Origin of the sequence: Chromohalobacter israelensis DSM 3043 (assembly GCF_000055785.1) — a bacterium.
GTDB classification, from domain to species: Bacteria; Pseudomonadota; Gammaproteobacteria; order Pseudomonadales; family Halomonadaceae; genus Chromohalobacter; species Chromohalobacter israelensis.
The window spans coordinates 2,115,790-2,132,678 of record NC_007963.1; the positions used below are offsets into that span (position 1 = coordinate 2,115,790).

The 16,889-nt window shown below is 64.5% G+C and carries 13 protein-coding genes; 4 read left to right on the forward strand and 9 right to left on the reverse strand.

Going from position 1 to position 16,889, the window contains the following annotated elements:
* Nucleotides 1-165 precede the first annotated feature (165 nt).
* The 3 genes from CSAL_RS09455 (at nucleotide 166) to tamB (ending at nucleotide 6,947) form a co-directional block, all read left to right on the forward strand.
* Complete coding sequence (locus tag CSAL_RS09455) at nucleotides 166-1,002, forward strand: heme exporter protein CcmD (protein WP_043558299.1); 837 nt, start codon at nucleotides 166-168, stop codon at nucleotides 1,000-1,002.
* A gap of 132 nt (nucleotides 1,003-1,134) precedes the next feature.
* Nucleotides 1,135-2,970 carry an autotransporter assembly complex protein TamA gene (gene tamA / locus CSAL_RS09460; RefSeq protein WP_011507161.1) on the forward strand — a complete coding sequence of 612 codons (1,836 nt, stop codon included), beginning with the start codon at nucleotides 1,135-1,137 and terminating at the stop codon, nucleotides 2,968-2,970.
* The gene (tamB, locus tag CSAL_RS09465) at nucleotides 2,934-6,947 is read left to right on the forward strand and encodes an autotransporter assembly complex protein TamB (RefSeq protein ID WP_244846327.1); all 4,014 of its coding nucleotides are present in this window, start codon (nucleotides 2,934-2,936) and stop codon (nucleotides 6,945-6,947) included. The genes tamA and tamB overlap by 37 nt, the downstream gene beginning before the upstream one ends.
* On the opposite strand, the gene CSAL_RS17585 is transcribed toward tamB, so the two are convergent.
* Nucleotides 6,916-7,476, reverse strand: a complete 561-nt coding sequence (locus CSAL_RS17585) for a YchJ family protein (RefSeq protein WP_083831135.1) — start codon at nucleotides 7,474-7,476, stop codon at nucleotides 6,916-6,918. The two genes, tamB and CSAL_RS17585, sit on opposite strands and share 32 nt — an antisense overlap.
* Between CSAL_RS17585 and msrA the strand changes: the two genes are divergently transcribed.
* Complete coding sequence (gene msrA, locus CSAL_RS09475) at nucleotides 7,409-8,044, forward strand: peptide-methionine (S)-S-oxide reductase MsrA (RefSeq protein WP_011507164.1); 636 nt, start codon at nucleotides 7,409-7,411, stop codon at nucleotides 8,042-8,044. The two genes, CSAL_RS17585 and msrA, sit on opposite strands and share 68 nt — an antisense overlap.
* An 18-nt stretch (nucleotides 8,045-8,062) precedes the next feature.
* On the opposite strand, the gene CSAL_RS09480 is transcribed toward msrA, so the two are convergent.
* The 8 genes from CSAL_RS09480 to can all read right to left on the reverse strand — a co-directional run bounded on the left by CSAL_RS09480 (nucleotide 8,063) and on the right by can (nucleotide 16,771).
* Complete coding sequence (locus tag CSAL_RS09480) at nucleotides 8,063-9,091, reverse strand: hydrolase (RefSeq protein WP_011507165.1); 1,029 nt, start codon at nucleotides 9,089-9,091, stop codon at nucleotides 8,063-8,065.
* 94 nt (nucleotides 9,092-9,185) lie between these two features.
* Entirely contained in the window at nucleotides 9,186-10,106 is a 921-nt protein-coding gene (locus CSAL_RS09485) for a LysR family transcriptional regulator (RefSeq protein WP_011507166.1), read from the reverse strand.
* 142 nt (nucleotides 10,107-10,248) lie between these two features.
* Nucleotides 10,249-11,307, reverse strand: a complete 1,059-nt coding sequence (locus tag CSAL_RS09490) for an ABC transporter ATP-binding protein (RefSeq protein WP_011507167.1) — start codon at nucleotides 11,305-11,307, stop codon at nucleotides 10,249-10,251.
* The gene (locus tag CSAL_RS09495; protein WP_011507168.1) at nucleotides 11,304-12,305 is read right to left on the reverse strand and encodes an ABC transporter ATP-binding protein; all 1,002 of its coding nucleotides are present in this window, start codon (nucleotides 12,303-12,305) and stop codon (nucleotides 11,304-11,306) included. Before CSAL_RS09495 ends, CSAL_RS09490 begins: the two co-directional genes overlap by 4 nt.
* Before the next feature lie 5 nt (nucleotides 12,306-12,310).
* Nucleotides 12,311-13,249: an ABC transporter permease gene (locus CSAL_RS09500; protein ID WP_011507169.1), complete on the reverse strand. Its 939-nt coding sequence runs from the start codon at nucleotides 13,247-13,249 to the stop codon at nucleotides 12,311-12,313.
* A complete protein-coding gene (locus tag CSAL_RS09505; RefSeq protein WP_011507170.1) occupies nucleotides 13,246-14,295 on the reverse strand; it encodes an ABC transporter permease in 1,050 nt (349 codons plus the stop codon). Before CSAL_RS09505 ends, CSAL_RS09500 begins: the two co-directional genes overlap by 4 nt.
* Nucleotides 14,296-14,412: 117 nt before the next feature.
* Nucleotides 14,413-15,993: an ABC transporter substrate-binding protein gene (locus CSAL_RS09510; protein WP_011507171.1), complete on the reverse strand. Its 1,581-nt coding sequence runs from the start codon at nucleotides 15,991-15,993 to the stop codon at nucleotides 14,413-14,415.
* 127 nt (nucleotides 15,994-16,120) lie between these two features.
* Nucleotides 16,121-16,771, reverse strand: coding sequence for a carbonate dehydratase (gene can / locus CSAL_RS09515; protein WP_043558306.1), 651 nt, complete (start codon nucleotides 16,769-16,771; stop codon nucleotides 16,121-16,123).
* Between the last annotated feature and the right edge of the window lie 118 nt (nucleotides 16,772-16,889).

Below are 16,889 nucleotides of genomic sequence, written 5' to 3' on the forward strand. Positions count from 1 at the left end.
GGGTGGGGTCACTCTCGGGATCAAAAAACCTTACAATGCAGGACATTCACGAGTGCGATGGTGACCGTCAGCTTAGCACCGTCCCCCTTGGGGGCCAACGTCATCACGCTGACCGCCGAGTCGCCATGTCATTGATAAATAACGTATTCGAGACGAGACCCGAGCATGTCTGAACGATCGGAAAAGACACGTCAGGAACCGCGTATCGTCCCCGAGCGCGACAGCGATCACCTGAGTGCGGCTCCCGCCGGGAGTCGTCCGCGTCATGCGAGTGGCGGTTCGCGCCGTCGCCGTACCCGCGTGTGGCCACTCTGGTGCCTGACGCTGTTGCTCATCGCCGCACTCGTCGTCATCACGGGCTTTTACTGGCAGGAACGCCAGGCCTGGCAGGCCCGACTTTCCAATCTCGAGGCCCGCCAGAGCACGCTGACGGATCGTCTCGATGCCACGGGCAGCTCGCTGGACGCGTCCGGCGACAGCCTGCGCGGGGAGCTCGATCGCCTGCGCGACGAGCTGGAAGCGTCACGCACGGTGGTCGGCAACCTGGAGAACAAGGTCAACGAGTTGAGTGCCGGGACGAATGCCGAGTCGGCGCTGAATACCCTGCGCGAGAATCAACAAGCCCAGCAGGCCCTCATCGCCGCACAGCAAACCGCGCTGGAGGCACTGGAAAACACCGGGGAGGACGAACGCGCCACCCTGAGCTCACGCCTGGACACCCTCTCCTCGCAGCAGGAGCGGCTCGACACGCAAGTGGCGCAGCTGGATGAACTATCGCAACGCCTGGATCAACTGGCCGAAGCCGGGCAGGCACGCGACACGACGCTTGACGAGATACAAGCGAACCTCGACGATCTGAGCGCACGCATCGAAGCCTTGTCCGGCAACCACGACCAGGTGGCCGACGAGGTGGCCGCTCTCAAGGACGAGATTCGGGAACTTCGCCAGGGGCAACTGGCTCTCAATGCCAGTCTGGAAGCGCTTTCCGGGGCGTCTCGGTGACGCCGTATCCAGGGCAGACTGACCACGCGATTGCATGACAAGGACCGAGTCATTGAATATCCATCATGGTTTTCCTGCAGGGCACGGCCTCGGCCGGCCCTCGATCGTTCTCGGCGCGTCCCCCCAGGCGTTATGAGAACGCTGCGTCACTCAGCCGTGCAGCGCCTCCTCTGCGGGGTGGCCTTGAGCGTCGTCACGTCCAGTGCCATGGCCCTGGAGGCGTCGGTCGAAGGCCTCGACGGCCCGGCTGCCACAAACGTCGTCAACTTCCTCGAGCCGCTCGATACCCGGAACATCAGTGAGGCGCGTCTCGACAGCGATATCCGTGAGCGTACGCAACGAGCGTTGCGCGCATTCGGCTATTATTCGCCCCAGATCGAGACCTCCTATCCCGACGGCATGTTCGCTGGCGACGTGGTGATCGCCATCGATCCCGGGCCCCGTACCCATATCACGCAACTCGATCTGGGCGTCGACGGCGCTGCCGGCGACGATCCCGCCTTCCGGAAGGCCCTCGCGAGCATACCGCTCGAGGAAGGCGACCCGCTTCGCCACGACCGTTACGACAGCGCCAAGACCCGGCTTTCCACACTGGCGCTGGAACGGGGCTATTTCGATGCGGGATTCGCGCAACAACGCATGGAAGTGCGCCCCTGGGAGGCGAGCGCACGCCTGTTTCTGCGCATGCGCAGCGGTCCTCGCTACCGTTTCGGCGATATTCGTTTCGCGGGCAGTCAAATCGAAGAAGCCCGTCTGCGGCGCATGCTGCCTTTCACCAAGGGCGATCCCTATCTGGCGGGGCAACTGGCCGAATACAACCAGCGTCTGGGACAGACCAACTGGTTTCGCGGCATCGCCGTTCGCCCGCGCATCGGCGACGAGCGCAACGTCACGCGGGGCGGGCAATGGTGGCAAGAGGCCACGGGGCGCACGCCGCCCCTGAGCAGCGGCGCGGGGCTGGCCGCCGTGCGCCGTCTGCATGGCCTGCAAAGCACCGACGTGCCGGTGGATGTGGATCTCGTCCCCGCAGACCGGCACAAGTTCGAAACCGGCATCGGCTATGCCACCGATGTCGGGCCACGGGTGCAATTCAGCTGGGAAATGCCCTGGCTCAACGACCGCGGTCACAGCCTGTCCAATTCGCTTTATCTCTCGGGACCGGAACAACGCTTCGATGGCGAGTACGTGATGCCTCTGGCGAATCCCCTGCGCGACAGTTATCGCCTCAGTTATGGGCTGCGCAGTCTCGATAACGAGGATACCCAGAGTCTGGAAAGCTCGGTGGAGCTTGCCCGGCGCTGGGAGTTCGACAACGACTGGGTACAAGAACTCTACTTCCGAACCACCTACGAGGACTTCACCCAGGCGGATCAGGACGAGCAGGTGCTCCTGCTGTATCCCGGCATCAGCTGGACCCGCACGCGCACGCGGCAACCCAACTTCCCCAGGTGGGGGGATCGCCAGCGCCTGGCGCTGGAAGTCTCCGATCCCGCCTGGGGCTCGGACGCACGCTTTCTGCGCGCCAGGTTCGACTCGCAATGGATTCGTACGCTGGGCTCGGACAATCGCTTCGTCGGCCGCATCGGCGGTGGCGCCACGGCGACCGACACCTTCGACAAGATTCCCCCCTCGCTGCGCTTCTTCGCCGGTGGCGATCAGAGCGTGCGCGGCTACAGCTACGAAAGCCTGTCTCCGGAAAACGATGACGGCGAACTGCTCGGCGGCCAGCACATGCTGACCGCCAGTGCCGAGTATCAGCGCCGAGTCACCGGCAACTGGTGGGGAGCCACCTTCGTCGATACCGGCAACGCCTTCAACGCCTGGTGGCCCGAGGAACTCAAGACCGGGGCCGGGGTGGGGGTTCGCTGGATCTCGCCCGTGGGTCCGGTGCGGTTCGATATCGCCCATCCGTTCGACAATGAGGAGGATGCGTGGCGTCTGCACTTCGCCATCGGGCCGGAATTCTGATCCGCGCGCTGATCTACGTGCCCCTCTGGCTGCTGGGGCTGGTATTGCTGTTGCTCGGGACGGCGCTGTCGCCCTGGGGGACCGCGTGGCTGGCCGATCAGGGGGAGGCGCGTGGCTGGTTCGAGATCGCCGACGTGGAAGGCTCGCCGCTGGATACGCTGACCTTGCACGGTCTGCACCTCGAGCTGGGCACGCTCACCGTCGACGCCGAGCGCTTGCGCTTGAGCTGGGCGGAGGATTGTCTGCTGGAGGGCAAGCTGTGTCTTCAAGGGCTGCAGGTGACGGGCGCCCGGGTGGTGCAGAGCGCGTCAGCGCCTGCCGATCCTCCAGCCGCCGACACCGCCGGCGGGGGCATGCCGACGCTCTGGTTCCCGTTTCCCATCGAACTGCGCGCGCTCGGGCTGGAAGACGTGCGCGTCGAACTGGCCGACGGGACCCGCGTGCAATGGGCATTCTTCACGACCGGTGCCCGCATCGCGGGGGATGAACTCACGCTGCTCCCCACACGGCTCGACGGCGCACGGGTCAGCTTGCCGACGAGCGACGGGCAACGCTTGACCCAGGACATGGCGACGCCGTCCATCCCGGCCACCAGCATCGACGCGGCGGTGCAGACCGCAGGCAATGCCTCCGTGCCGGCAGCGGCGCCACAGACGACCGTCCAGGCTGAGACCTCTTCGCAGGAGGGCGCTGCGCCCGATGGTCGACGCGAGCTGCCGAATATCGATCTGCCTCTCGATATTCGCGCTCCCAGCGTGGTGGTGAACGATTTCGCGCTGCAGGGGCCGACGCCATACCGCGTCACCCGAGCCACGCTGTCGCTTTCCGCGCGTGACGATCAGGTCGATATCCATCGCTTGCATGTACGCAGCGACGACGGGGAAGTGGAGCTCGCGCTGAATGCGACCCTGTCAGGCGAGTATCCCGTTCAGGGGCGGCTGGACACGCAGATCGCCAGAGCGCCGCTGGCGGGCCAGCACGCCACGCTCTCGGTGTCGGGCTCGCTGGCGGATCTGGCGGTGTCCCTCGACGCTTCAGGCCCCGTCACGGCCAGCCTGGAAGCCGAACTCGATGCGTTGTCGCCCAGGTTGCCATTTTCGCTCACGCTCGCGGCTCGGGACATCACCTGGCCCCTGGCCGGTACGAAGGCGTTGCCCTCGTCGACGAGACTGACGACCGGGGCGCTGGCAGCCTCGCAACGCCTGGCGCGCACGTCCGCGCCATATCGCCTCGACCACCTGGACCTCGAGGCCGAGGGCTCGCTTGACGACTACCGTACCACCCTCGACCTGGCAGTCAGCGGTCAGGGCCTGCCGGCCAGCCGCCTGACCCTCGAGGGGCACGGCGACCGCTCGCGCTTCGCCTGGGCGCCACTGACCCTGAGTGCCGAAGGCGGCACGCTCAACGGCCGGGGACACGTGGACTGGTCGCCGGCGCTTGCCGTGGAAAGCGAAGTCACGCTCGATGCACTGCCCGTGGGCGCCTTCACCGACGCCGTGGATGGCACGCTCAACGGCGAGGCCCGCATCGCCTTCGACATGCCGGCACAGGGCTGGCGGCTGCGCGTGCCCGACCTGGCGATCGACGGGACCCTGCAGGACAGACCCTTGCACCTGGACGCCCAGCTCGAGGGCAACAGCCAGATGCAGTGGGTCATCGATCGGCTCGATCTTCGCCAGGGGGACAACCGGCTTTCCGCGACAGGCAGCATCGGGCAGCGCCTCGACCTGAGCGGACGCCTCGATGCACCGCGACTGGCATCGCTGTGGCCGGGTCTCGGGGGAGCGCTGCAGGGGGATCTCCAGGCGCAGGGCAGTCTCGACGCCCCCCGGGTTTCGCTCGACCTGAATGGCGAGTCATTGCGCTTTCAGACCCAACAAGTCCAGACATTGTCGCTGCAGGCCCGTAGTGAAGGGCTCGACGATCCGCGCGTCGACGTCGATCTGGACGTCGAGGGACTCGACGCGGGGGGCCAACGCGTGGAAACGCTGGCCGCGACGCTCGGCGGGCGTCTTTCCCAGCACACCCTGACGCTCAATGCCGAGCTGGGGACGGGAATGCCGGTGTCCCGGGCAGGACTCACCCTCGAGGGCGATTACGACCGCACGGCACAACGCTATCGAGGCGTGCTGGCGCCGCTCGATCTTGCCACGGAATACGGCGATATCTCGCTCGAGGACGACCTGAACGTCACTGCCGACCTGGCCGCCGGCCAGGTGACGCTAGCGCCGTTCTGTCTGACCCGCGAACAGGGCGGCAGGGCCTGTCTGACCGAGCGTGCGCGTCTTTCCGCGGCACAGGGCGAGGCAGCTCTGGCGTTGCGCGATATTCCCATGGACATGTTCGCCGACCGGCTGCCATCGGGCTGGCGCATGGGAGGCGAGACCCAGGGCGAGGCCACCCTCGGGTGGCGCAATGGCGGTCAGGACTGGAATGCCGAGGGCCAGCTCGACAGCCAGCTGACGGTCACCGGCGAAGACGCCCGCGGCAACCCCTGGGAGCTCCCCGACAGCCGCCTGGCACTGCGTTTCGACGCCTCGCCGACGCGTGCCGATGCCCGGCTGCGACTCGACCAGGGCGACGCGGGACGTTCGGCGCTTACCCTGGGCATCGACGAGCCGCTGGGCGAAGGCGCGCTGGAAGGGCGCCTGCAGGTCGACGAAGTCGCTTTCGCGCCGTATCGGGCGCTCGTCGAGGGTCTCTCCGAGCTGCAAGGTGCGCTCAACGGTGACGTCGCGCTGGGCGGGACCCTGCGCCGTCCCGATCTTGACGGGCAACTGACTGCCGACGAGGTGGTCGCGCGTGGCCCGGCGATCCCGGTGGCGATCGAAGACGCTCGCCTGGCACTCGACCTCGCCGGCCAGGGCGGACGTATCGAAGGCTTCGTGGCCGGGGAAGAGGGCCGCCTCGATCTGGTCGGCGATGCGGACTGGCAGGACCCGGCGGCATGGCGCGCTCATCTGGAGATCGACGGCCAGGACGATCCGTTGCTGGTGAGCCTGCCGCAGTTCGGACGCCTGCGGGTGGCGCCGGACCTCAGCGTCGATGCGCGTCCCACGCGTCTGCGCGTGCGCGGCGATGTCGACATTCCCTGGGGACGCCTGGAAGTCGGTCAGATTCCGCCCTCGGCCGTGGCCCCGAGCAGTGACGAGGTCATCATCACCCGCGAGCAGGACGCCGCGCAGCAAGGTGAGAAGGCATCCGGCGAGCAGGGCGAAGCCACCGCCCAGGCGCTTTCCGAGGCGGGCATGGCGCTGGACGTCAGTGTCATGCTGAGTCTGGGACCGGACATCAGCCTGGAAGCCTACGGGCTGGAGTCGCAACTCGAGGGCGAACTCGAGGTACGTCAGGGCAATGGGCCGGTACAGCTGTTCGGCGATGTCAGGCTCGTCGACGGCGCCTATACCGCGTTCGGACAGGACCTGGTGATCCGTCAGGGGCAGATCCTGTTCAGCGGCCCGGCTTCCCAGCCGCGTCTGCAGTTCGAGGCGATTCGCAACCCCGATACCATCGAGGACGACGTGACCGCCGGGCTGCGTGTCACGGGCCGTGCGGAGAATCCGCAATTGAGCATTTTCTCGGAGCCGGCGATGCCGGAAAGCCGCGCGCTGTCATACTTGCTGCGCGGGCGGGCGCCGGACGATGATGGCGGCGACGGCGCCTTGACGTCGGCGCTGATCGGGCTTTCATTGTCGCAAAGCGGGCGCGCCGTGGGGCAGCTCGGGCAGGCCTTCGGCGTCGATGACTTGAGCCTCGACACGGCCGGCTCGGGCGAAGACAGCCAGGTCGTGGTCAGTGGTTATGTCTTCGATGACTTGAAAGTTAGCTATGGCGTTGGCATTTTCTCCCCCATCGCCGAGCTGACCTTGCGTTATCGACTGATCCAGAATTTGTATCTGGAAGCGGTTTCCGGTGCGGCCCAGGCGCTAGACTTGATCTATACCTTCAGCCTCGGGCGCAGCAACGTTTCGCCTTGAGGCCACTGCCGCAGGGACAGGCGGCATTCCGGCCAATGTCGAGGCGCTGCCACTGGGCATCGCCGTCGACATAGAACCACTGGTCGGCATCGGCAGCGAAACGGAAGCGGCTGGTTTCGGTGAGACGCTGGAAACCTCCGGCGTCGATGAAATCGGCACTGAACGTCACCGTGCCATTCTCGTCTTGTTGGGTGCTGTCATGGACGGTCAGCTTCAGCCAGCGTGTCGCGCCGCTCGCCAGGGCTTCGGCCCGGGGGCGCGTGGCGGGATCCCAGGTGGCAATCAGGACCGCGTGCGCCTCGCAGACAAAGGCGCTGTAACGTGCACGCATCAGCGCCTCCGGCGTCCTGGCGCGTCGCGGGTCCGCATGGATCGGTGCACAGCATTCAGCGAAGCGCCGTGGCTGCCCGCATGGGCAGGGCCCCGGTGTTTCTTTACTCATCGTCATACGAGATTGTCCTATGTGGCCACATGAATCGCTCGAGCTTCCCACGCCGGCAACGGCTCTCGAAGGGCGCGATACGCCCATACGTATCAGCGGCGTCCATTATGTCAACGGGCGCACGATGCTGCCTCCTTTCCCCGAGGAGTACGAGGAAATCGTGCTGGGACTGGGCTGCTTCTGGGGTGCCGAACGACTGTTCTGGGAAATGCCCGGCGTGTACGTCACCGCAGTGGGTTACGCGGGCGGCCAGACACCCAATCCCACCTACGAAGAGACCTGCACCGGACGCACCGGGCACGCCGAAGTGGTGCGCGTGATCTTCGATCCTACCGAGATCGGGTTACCCGAGCTGCTGCGAGCCTTCTGGGAAGCGCACGACCCGACCCAGGGCATGCGCCAGGGCAACGATATCGGCACGCAGTATCGCAGTGTCATCTACACCACCAATGAGTTGCAGCGCCCGCTGGTCGACAAGAGCCTGCAGGAGTACGACCAGGCCTTGCAGCAGCAGGGAATGGGCAACGTCACCACGGAAGTCGCGCCACTCGATGCCTTCTATTACGCGGAAGAGTATCACCAACAGTACCTGGCCAAGAATCCGGCCGGCTACTGCGGCTTGAAAGGGACCGGTGTCGCCTGTCCGGTCACCTGAGCCCCGCTCGCGGCGTCGTCACTCCTTGGGTCCTGCCGCGAGCGAGCGGTGGGGCCTCGCATGCGAGGCCCAGTTTTCCAACTGCCAGGCGAGACGCCGTGCCAGCCAGGACCCCAGCTTGCCATCGTGCGACTCGATGAACCCGACGTGGCCGCCCTGACGCGCCACTTCCAGCCTCACGGCATCGGCCGGGGCAGGCAGGCGCGAGAATAGGTCGGCGGGCATGAAGGGGTCGTCCGCGGCATGCAGGATGAGGGTGGGCAGCTCGATCTCGCCGAGCAAGCGACCGGCGGAAGCCCGTCGGTAGTAATCGGTGGCCGAACGAAAGCCATGCAGAGGCGCCGTGACGGCATTGTCATAGGCCCAGAAGGTTTCCAGGGCGTCGAGTTGCCGCGACGTCAGCGAGATCGGCAGCGGCCCCGCCGCCAGCTTGGCGGCTATCTTGCGCTTGAGTGCATTGAGCAGATGACGCTGATACACCCGTGCAAAGCCGCGGTTGAGGGCGTCGGCACTCGCCGCGAGATCGAGCGGCGCGCTGATGGCGATGGCCCCGGCCAGGTCGAGGCCATCGCCTCCCTGTTCGGCCACCAGCTTGAGCAGCATGTTGCCCCCCAGCGATACCCCCGCCGCGACTTTGATGGCTCGTGGGTAGCGATGGGCCAGCTGACCGATGACCCAGTAGGCATCCGCCGTGTCTCCCGAGTGATAGGCACGTGGCAGCCGATTGGGTGCCTGACCGCAACCGCGAAAGTGCATCAGTACCGCTCGCCAGCCCAACGCACTCGCCACACCCAGCAGCTCGCGCGCGTAGGGCGAATCGAACGATCCTTCCAGGCCGTGAAAGAGCACGAAGACCGGCGCATCGTCCCGCACGGGTGCGGGATGCACCCAGGCCAGTTCGACGAAATCGCCATCGGGCAGGTTGAGAATCTCCGTCTCGCGTGCCAAGGGGACGAGCGGCCGCAGTCGCGGCAGCAGTGTCTGCACATGGCGGTTGCCGAGTCCTCTGGGGGCACGGAAATCGGCGGAAAACGGCGTACGTGACATCACGGGAATCCTGACCAAGCCTGTGTTTCAGCTTAACCGCTTCGTACCGCGCGGCAAGCGTCTTGCCTCTTCTTTACCGTGGGGAAGTGCATGCCTAGCTGCCCAGGTCGTTCGCGCCTTCCAGTTGCTGCCACAGGCCCGGCAATCCGGGATGCCGCGAGTCCCGGCGTGCATACAGGCGTATGTCGAGCGGCACGTCCCAGCGTGCGTCGCCGGCACGCACCAGTTCGCCGTTCTGCATGGCCGTACGAACACTGCGCTGCGGTATCCAGCCGAGCCCGTATCCCTGCGTGACCAGCTCGCGAATGTTGGTGGCCTGCACGCTTTCATTGAGCGTGGTCAGGTAGACCGGTTCCGGCTGGCGGTGCAGGTGGGCCTCGAGTGCCGCCGCCATCAGGCCGCGCGGGTGAAACGCGATCAAGGGCTGCGGCTGGCGACGCGTCCCGGGGAGCGCAAAGCGCGGGCGCCCCGTGCCATCCGGCGCACTGACGGGCACGAGCTGTTCCTCGCCCAGGGTCAAGAACGTCAGCTCGCTGACGTCGAGGTCGAGCGCGATGCGACCACGCGGCCAGTAGCACAGTGCGAGGTCGCATTCGCCACGCTCCAGGCCATGCAGATAATCGCCGATCAACCAGCTCGTGGCCCGCAGGTAGGGAGAGACGCAATGCGCCAGGTCGTGGCGCTCGAGCCATCCCGGCACGACGTTCGAGAGCAGACTCTGCGGCGCGGCAAGCAGAATGCGACGAGCCTCGTCGGCGGCGATCGATTGCAGGCGGTCGCGCGTCAGGCGCACCCGCTCGGTGATCTGTTCGCATAGCGCCAGAAATTCCTCGCCAGCGGGGGTCAAGCTCAATGGCAAGGTCTGGCGGTTGATCAGCGTGGTGCCCATTTCCTCTTCGAGCAGCTTGATACGCCGCGAAAAGGTCGGCTGGGTCACGTTCTGGGCATCGGCGGCCCGGGAAAAATGACGTTCCCTGGCCAGCACGATGAAATCTTCGAGCCAGCGGATTTCCATTTGTCAGGCGCCATCCATAGTCGTCGCCGCACAGGGTACGGCACTCACGACACGACATGCCATCGTCCCTGGCGGACGGCCGAGGCCATCCGCCTCATACGGTGTTCATGGAGAAAGATCATGCAATTTCTCGCGGGGTGGTTCAGAGGCGTCCCTCCTCGACGCCATGACAGGCGACCCGGTTGCCGTCGTCGGTGGCGATGAGCTGCGGGACTTCCTGGCGACAGCGTTCCGTGACGTGTGGACACCGCCCATGGAAGACACAGCCCGAAGGCAGGTGGACCGGGGTGGGCACCTCGCCGGACAGTCTGACATGCTCGGGCCGGTTGTCCTCGAGGCGCGGAATCGCCGACAACAGGGCCTGGGTATAGGGATGCCGCGGCCGTGCGAACAACGAGCGGGTATCCGCCAATTCGCACACCGTGCCCAGATACATGACCGCCACCCGGGTGCCGAAATGCTCGACGACCGCCAGATCGTGCGTGATGAAGAGATAGGTCAGGTGGCGTTCGGCCTGGGCATCCATCAGCAGGTTCAGCACTTGCGCCTGAATCGACACGTCGAGGGCCGAAATCGGCTCGTCGGCGACGATGAATTCCGGATCGACGGCCAGGGCCCGGGCGATGGCGATGCGCTGGCGCTGCCCGCCGGAGAACTCGTGCCCGAAACGCTTGCCCCATTCGGGATCGATACCCACCGAGGCCATGACCTCGGCCACCTTGTCGTGTATCTGCGGCGTCGTCCACTCCGGGTGGTGGAAACGCAGGGGCTCTTCCAGTGTCTGCTGAATCGTCATGCGAGGATTCAGCGAGGCATAAGGGTTCTGAAAGATCATCTGCATGCGCTGGCGGTAGGGCAGCAGCCGCTTGCCGCGCAGGTCGTCGATGCGCTGGCCGTCGTAGCGGATTTCGCCGGCACTGGGCGACAGCAACCCCATGACCAGGCGCGCCACGGTGGATTTGCCGCAGCCGGATTCGCCGACCACGCAAAGGGCCTCGCCTCTGCGCACCGCGAGGTCGACGCCATTGATGGCATGCACGCTATCGTTGCGCCGCACCAGACGACCTTTCTCGAAGCGCAGTTGTTCGAGAAACCCCTCGGCCAGGGGAAAATGCTTGTAGAGCCCGCGGATCTCCAGCAGGGAGTCGGTCGCCGACGACGTCGGCGTCGCAGGTGACGCTTGAGTGGCGACGGCGTTCATGAGGCCTCCTTTGCGAGCATGTCACGCACCATGTGACAGGCGACTTGGCAGTTGCCCGAGGTCACGAACTCGGGCACCTGATCGAGACAGTCGCGGCGCGGCTGTCCCGTGGCGTCGTACCGGTATTGGCAACGCGGATGAAAGGCGCACCCGCTGGGCGTATTGGACAGCGAGGGCATCGAGCCGGGAATCTGGTTGAGTCGGCTGCCGGGCGTGGTCATCTGCGGCAGGGCATTGAGCAGCCCCTGCGTATAGGGATGCTGAGCATCGTTGATGATTTCGCGCGTCGGCCCCTGCTCGATGACCCGGCCGGCGTACATGACCAGCGTGCGCTGCGTCATCTGGCTGACCACGCCCAGGTCGTGAGTGATCAACACCAGCCCCACGTTGTGCTTTTCGCACAACTCGCGCAGCAAGGTCATGATCTCGGCCTGGATGGTCACGTCGAGGGCCGTGGTGGGCTCGTCGGCCACGATGATGTCGGGATCCAGCAACAGGGCGATGGCGATGATGATGCGTTGACGCATCCCCCCAGAAAGCTCATGGGGGTATTGATCCAGCCGGGTCTCGGGCGAGGGAATGTAGACCTGCTTGAGCTTGTGCAGGGCGATCGCGCGCGCCTCCTGCGTGGAGATGCGCCGATGCGCCTTGAGACTCTCGACCATCTGTTCCCCGATGGAGAGCACCGGGTTGAGCGTCATCATCGGGTCCTGGAAGATCATCGAGATACGATTGCCGCGCACCCGGCGCAATTCCCGCGATGACATCCGGGCCAGGTCAATGCCTTCGAAGCGAATGCTGCCCCCGGCGATGTAACCGGGCTTGGCGATCAGGTTGAGCAGGGTGAACGCGGCCACGGACTTGCCCGCGCCGGACTCACCGACGATGCCCAGGCGCTCGCCACGGTCCAGCGTGAAGCTGACGTCGCGCAAGGCACGAACCTCGCCTTGGCGCAGGGCGAAGCGCACGTCGAGATTGGAAACTTCGAGAAGAGCCATGTGCGTTACCCCTTGTAGAGACGAGGATTCATGACGTCGCGCAGCCAGTCACCGAGCAGATTGACCACCAGCACCAGCACGACCAGCACGGTGCCGGGGATCAAGGTGATCCACCAGGAGCCGGACTGCAGGTAATCGAAGCCCGACTTGATCAACGAGCCGAGCGACGGCTGGGTTTCCGGCATGCCAAGCCCCAGAAAGGAGAGGGCGGCTTCGGAAATGATGGCGTTGGCGATCTGCACGGTCGAGATGACGAAGATCGGCGACAGCGTATTGGGCAGGATATGCCGGAACATGATGCGCCGATCGCGATAGCCCATCACCCGGGCGGCGTCCACGTATTCCTTGCTGCGCTCTGCCAGCACCGAGGCGCGCACGGTGCGGGCGTATTGCGGCCACTCGGCGAGACCGATGATCAGTACCAGCAGCCAGACGGCGTAGGCACTGTAGGTGGCGCCGCCGAAGATCGCCTTGATGACGGCCCCCACGATGATCGCGACCATCAGCGTCGAGAACGACAGCTGTATGTCGGCCAGGCGCATAAGGAAGGCGTCGATGCGGCCCCCCAGATACCCGGCCAGCAGTCCCACCGTGACACCGATCACGGCCTGCAGGATCACCGCACCGAAGCCGATGATCAACGAGACACGCGCTCCGTAGAGAATCGTCGAGAGCAGGTCGCGTCCCTGGGCATCGGTTCCCAGGGGGAAGAGCGGGTCGGCACCATCGATCCACATGGGCGGCAGCTCGGAATCGAGAATGCTGATCTGGGTGAGATCGTAAGGATTCATCGGCGCGAGCCACGGCGCGCAGATCGCCCCCAGCAGAAGACACAGGAAGATGGCCAGGCAGCATTGCGCGATCCAGTCGCGCTTGAAGCTGTAGACCAGATAGGAGTTGCGAAAGCGCTTCCAGCGGGAAGGCGTGGTTGTCGTCGTCGTCATGCCGGCTTCCCTGTCAGTTTCACGGTCGGATTGACGAGCCCGTAGATCAGGTCGACCAGCGTGTTGGTGATCACGAAGATCAGGCCGACGATCATCAGATACGTCACGATGAGCGGAATGTCGGAGCGCTGAATGGCCTCGAGGAACATCAGGCCCATGCCCGGCCATTGGAAAACGGTCTCGGTGAGGATGGTGTAGGCCACCATGGTCCCGAGCTGGACACCGCCGACGGTGATCACCGGCAGCATGGTGTTCTTGAGCGCATGGACGAAATAGATCCGCTTGCGGGAAATCCCCTTGGCCGTGGCGAACTTGACGTACTCCGACTGCAGCACCTCGAGCATTTCGGCGCGTATCAGCCGAATGAAGAGCGGCAGCATGATCGAGGCCAGCGAGAGGGAAGGCAGTACCAGGTACGTCAGTCCCTCTAGGGAGAAGAAATTGCTGTCCCAGGTGCCGAAGAGATGCGTCAGATCATTGCCGCGCCCGTAAGACGGCATGCCGCCCTCGGTGGACAGAGCCCCGTTGATCCACTGTCCCCATCCCGTGTCCGCCGGGAATGGCGAAAAGTCCACCCCGATCGCGAAGATCTGGATCAACATGATGGCGGTCAAAAAGACGGGAATCGAGATACCGACGATGGAGACGCTCATGAACAATCGCGACAGGGCCGATCGCGGTCGTATCGCGCAGTAGACGCCAATCGGCACCGAGAGCAGCACGATGATCAGAGTCGTGGCAATGACCAGCTCCAGTGTCGCCGGCAAGTGGCGCAGGATGACGTCCGTCGTGGGTTCGTTGAAGAAATACGAGTAGCCGAAGTCGCCTTGCATGGCATTCACCGCGAAGCGGGCGTATTGCACGAGGAAGGGATCGTTCAGGCCCAATTCCTCGCGTAGTTCGGCGCGCTCGCTTTCCGGCACGGACTGTCCCACCATCTGCTGGATGGGATCGCCCAGATTGCTCTGGATGGCGAAACTGATGACGCTGATGACGAACATGACCACGAGGGCATGCATCAGTCGCTTGATCAAAAAAGCGATCATGAATGGCGTGTCCTGTTAAATGGGCATCCCCGGTGCATGCGTCGTGCGACACGCACCGGAGACATATCGTGGATGGGAAGGGCGACGCCGCCGCGTGGCGGCGTCGCAGGCGAGCGCTTATTGCTCGACCACGAGATCCCCGAGGTAAGGGAAGTTCATGACGTTCACCACCGGCTCGAGCTTGACGTTGTTCTTCGACGCCCAGGCAAGATCCTGCCAATGCAACGGCATGAAGGCCGCATCCTCGTACAGCGCCTTCTCGACCGCCTGCAGCATCTCGGCGCGCTTGGCGCGGTCCGTCTCGACATTGGCCTGCGCCACTTTCTCGTCGAGCTCCGGATTGCAGTAGTTGGCCGCGTTGTACTGGCCGGCTCCGGTCTCGGGGTCCGGGCACTCGGTGAGGTACTGGAACAGGTTGGCGGAATCCTCGGTGTCGGCGTGCCAGCCGATCATCATGATATCCGCGGCGCGATCGTCGAACTCTCCCCAGTACTGGGCCTTGGGCAGCGTCTTGAGGTCCACGTCGACATTGATGCGCGACAGCATGGTGGCGACCGCCTGTGCGATCTTGGCATCGTTCACATAGCGGTTGTTGGGCGCCATCATGGAAACCGAGAAACCGTCCTCGTAGCCGGCTTCTTTCATCAGTTCCTTGGCTTTCTCGACGTCGTAGCGCGGTGTCAGGCTGTCGTTGTACCCGTCGTAGCCCTTGGGCGACAGCTGCGCGGCGGGCGTGGCGAAGCCTTTCATCAGGCGGTCGGCGATGGCCTCCTGGTTGACCGCATAGTTGAAGGCTTGGCGGACGCGCGGGTCCTGGAAGGCTTCCACACGCTTCTGGTTGAGCTGCATGAGGATGATGCGGGTACCCGACATCGTGGTCAGTTCGACGTTCTGGTCGGCCTCGACGCGCTCCAGGTCATTGGGCGGCACGGGCGCGATGAAATCGACATCGCCGGACAGCAGGGCCGACACACGCGTGGCATTCTCGCCGATCGGGGTCAGGACGATGCGGTCGACGTTGCCCGGAGAGTCTTGATCCCAGTAGTCGTCGAAGCGCTCGAACTCGACCTTGACGCCTTGCTGGCGGGACACAACCTCGTAAGGGCCCGTGCCCGACGAGTGCCGTGAGGCGAAGGAGTCGCCGTTCTTGACGATTTCGTCCTTGGGATCGCCATCTTCCGTCTCGCCGGTGTAGTACTCGCTATCCATGGGGAAAATATAGGTCGCGAGATTGAGAACGAGCGGGTAGGGCTTGTGGGTCTTGATCTCGACGGTATGCTCGTCGATGGCTTTCGCCGAGGCGATGGGGTCGAAGATGGCCTTGAAATCGGCACTGCGCTTGAGACGCTCGATCGTCCACACGACATCCTTGGCGGTGAAGTCGTTGCCGGTGTGGAACGTGACGCCGTCACGCAGCGTGAACCGCATGGTGGTGTCATCGATGCGTTCCCAATCGGTGGCCAGGCGCGGCTCGAACTTGACGTCTTTCGTCCAGCGGACGAGCGGGTCGTGCGTCAGGTGAGACAGCTGCAGAATGCCGCCGGAGAGTTGTTCGTGGATATCCAGCGATACCGGGTCGGCATCGTAGGCCATGCGAAGCGTCACGGGGTCGCCGGCATCCTCTTGCGCCAGCGCGGGCAGGGGAAGCACGACGGAGGCGCCCAGCAAAGACGCCAGGAGAGTCTTCTTATCGATCATGTTGAAGCCCTATTGTGTATTGTTATGCGACGAGAGTCGTCGGCTTCAACATAAAGAGCTTTGCACGCGCGCGACAATCGAAATCTTGATGGTCGCCATTCACCCGATGAATAACGTCACTCGGGCATCATTCTCCCGTCTGTGGCGGCACCGGGTCGAAACGGTGTATGTGCGAGGCGTCGTCGAGCTGCGATACCGTGCACTCGAGGTCGGTCACGCAGCCGTCGGAGAGACCGTAGACCCAACCGTGGACCGAAAGCGGCTGACCGCGCTGCCAGGCACGCTGCACCACCTTGGTCCGGCACAGGTTGGCCACTTGCGCGCGCACGTTGAGTTCGCACATGCGATCGACCTTGTCGTCCAGACTCAGATCCTTCAGGGCCTCGCGATTGACGCTGTAGAGTTCGCGGACGCTGTGCAGCCAGTAATCGATCATGCCGTTGTCGCCACCGGTGACGGCGGCCCGGACACCGCCGCAGCCATAGTGCCCCACCACCATGATGTGCTCGACCTGCAGCACGTCGACGGCATACTGCACCACCGAGAGGGCATTCATGTCGTTGTGGTAGAGCAGATTGGCCACGTTGCGATGCACGAAGACTTCGCCCGGCGGCAGATCGATGATCTGGTTGGCGGGCACTCGGCTGTCCGAGCAGCCGATCCAGAGGTAATCGGGATTCTGCTGGTGCGATAACCGCTCGAAGAAGTCGGGATCGCGCTCCTGAACGCCGGCGGCCCATTGACGATTCTGCGTCAGTAGCTTCTTGATATCGCTCATGTAACTCTCTACGAACAAGGAAGGTAAGAGCAACTTTTACCCCGTGTGCTTCCGGGCGTCAATCCGGCCCCTCCCTGAGCCTTCGAGGGACTGTTATCATCTGCGCCATCGCAAACTC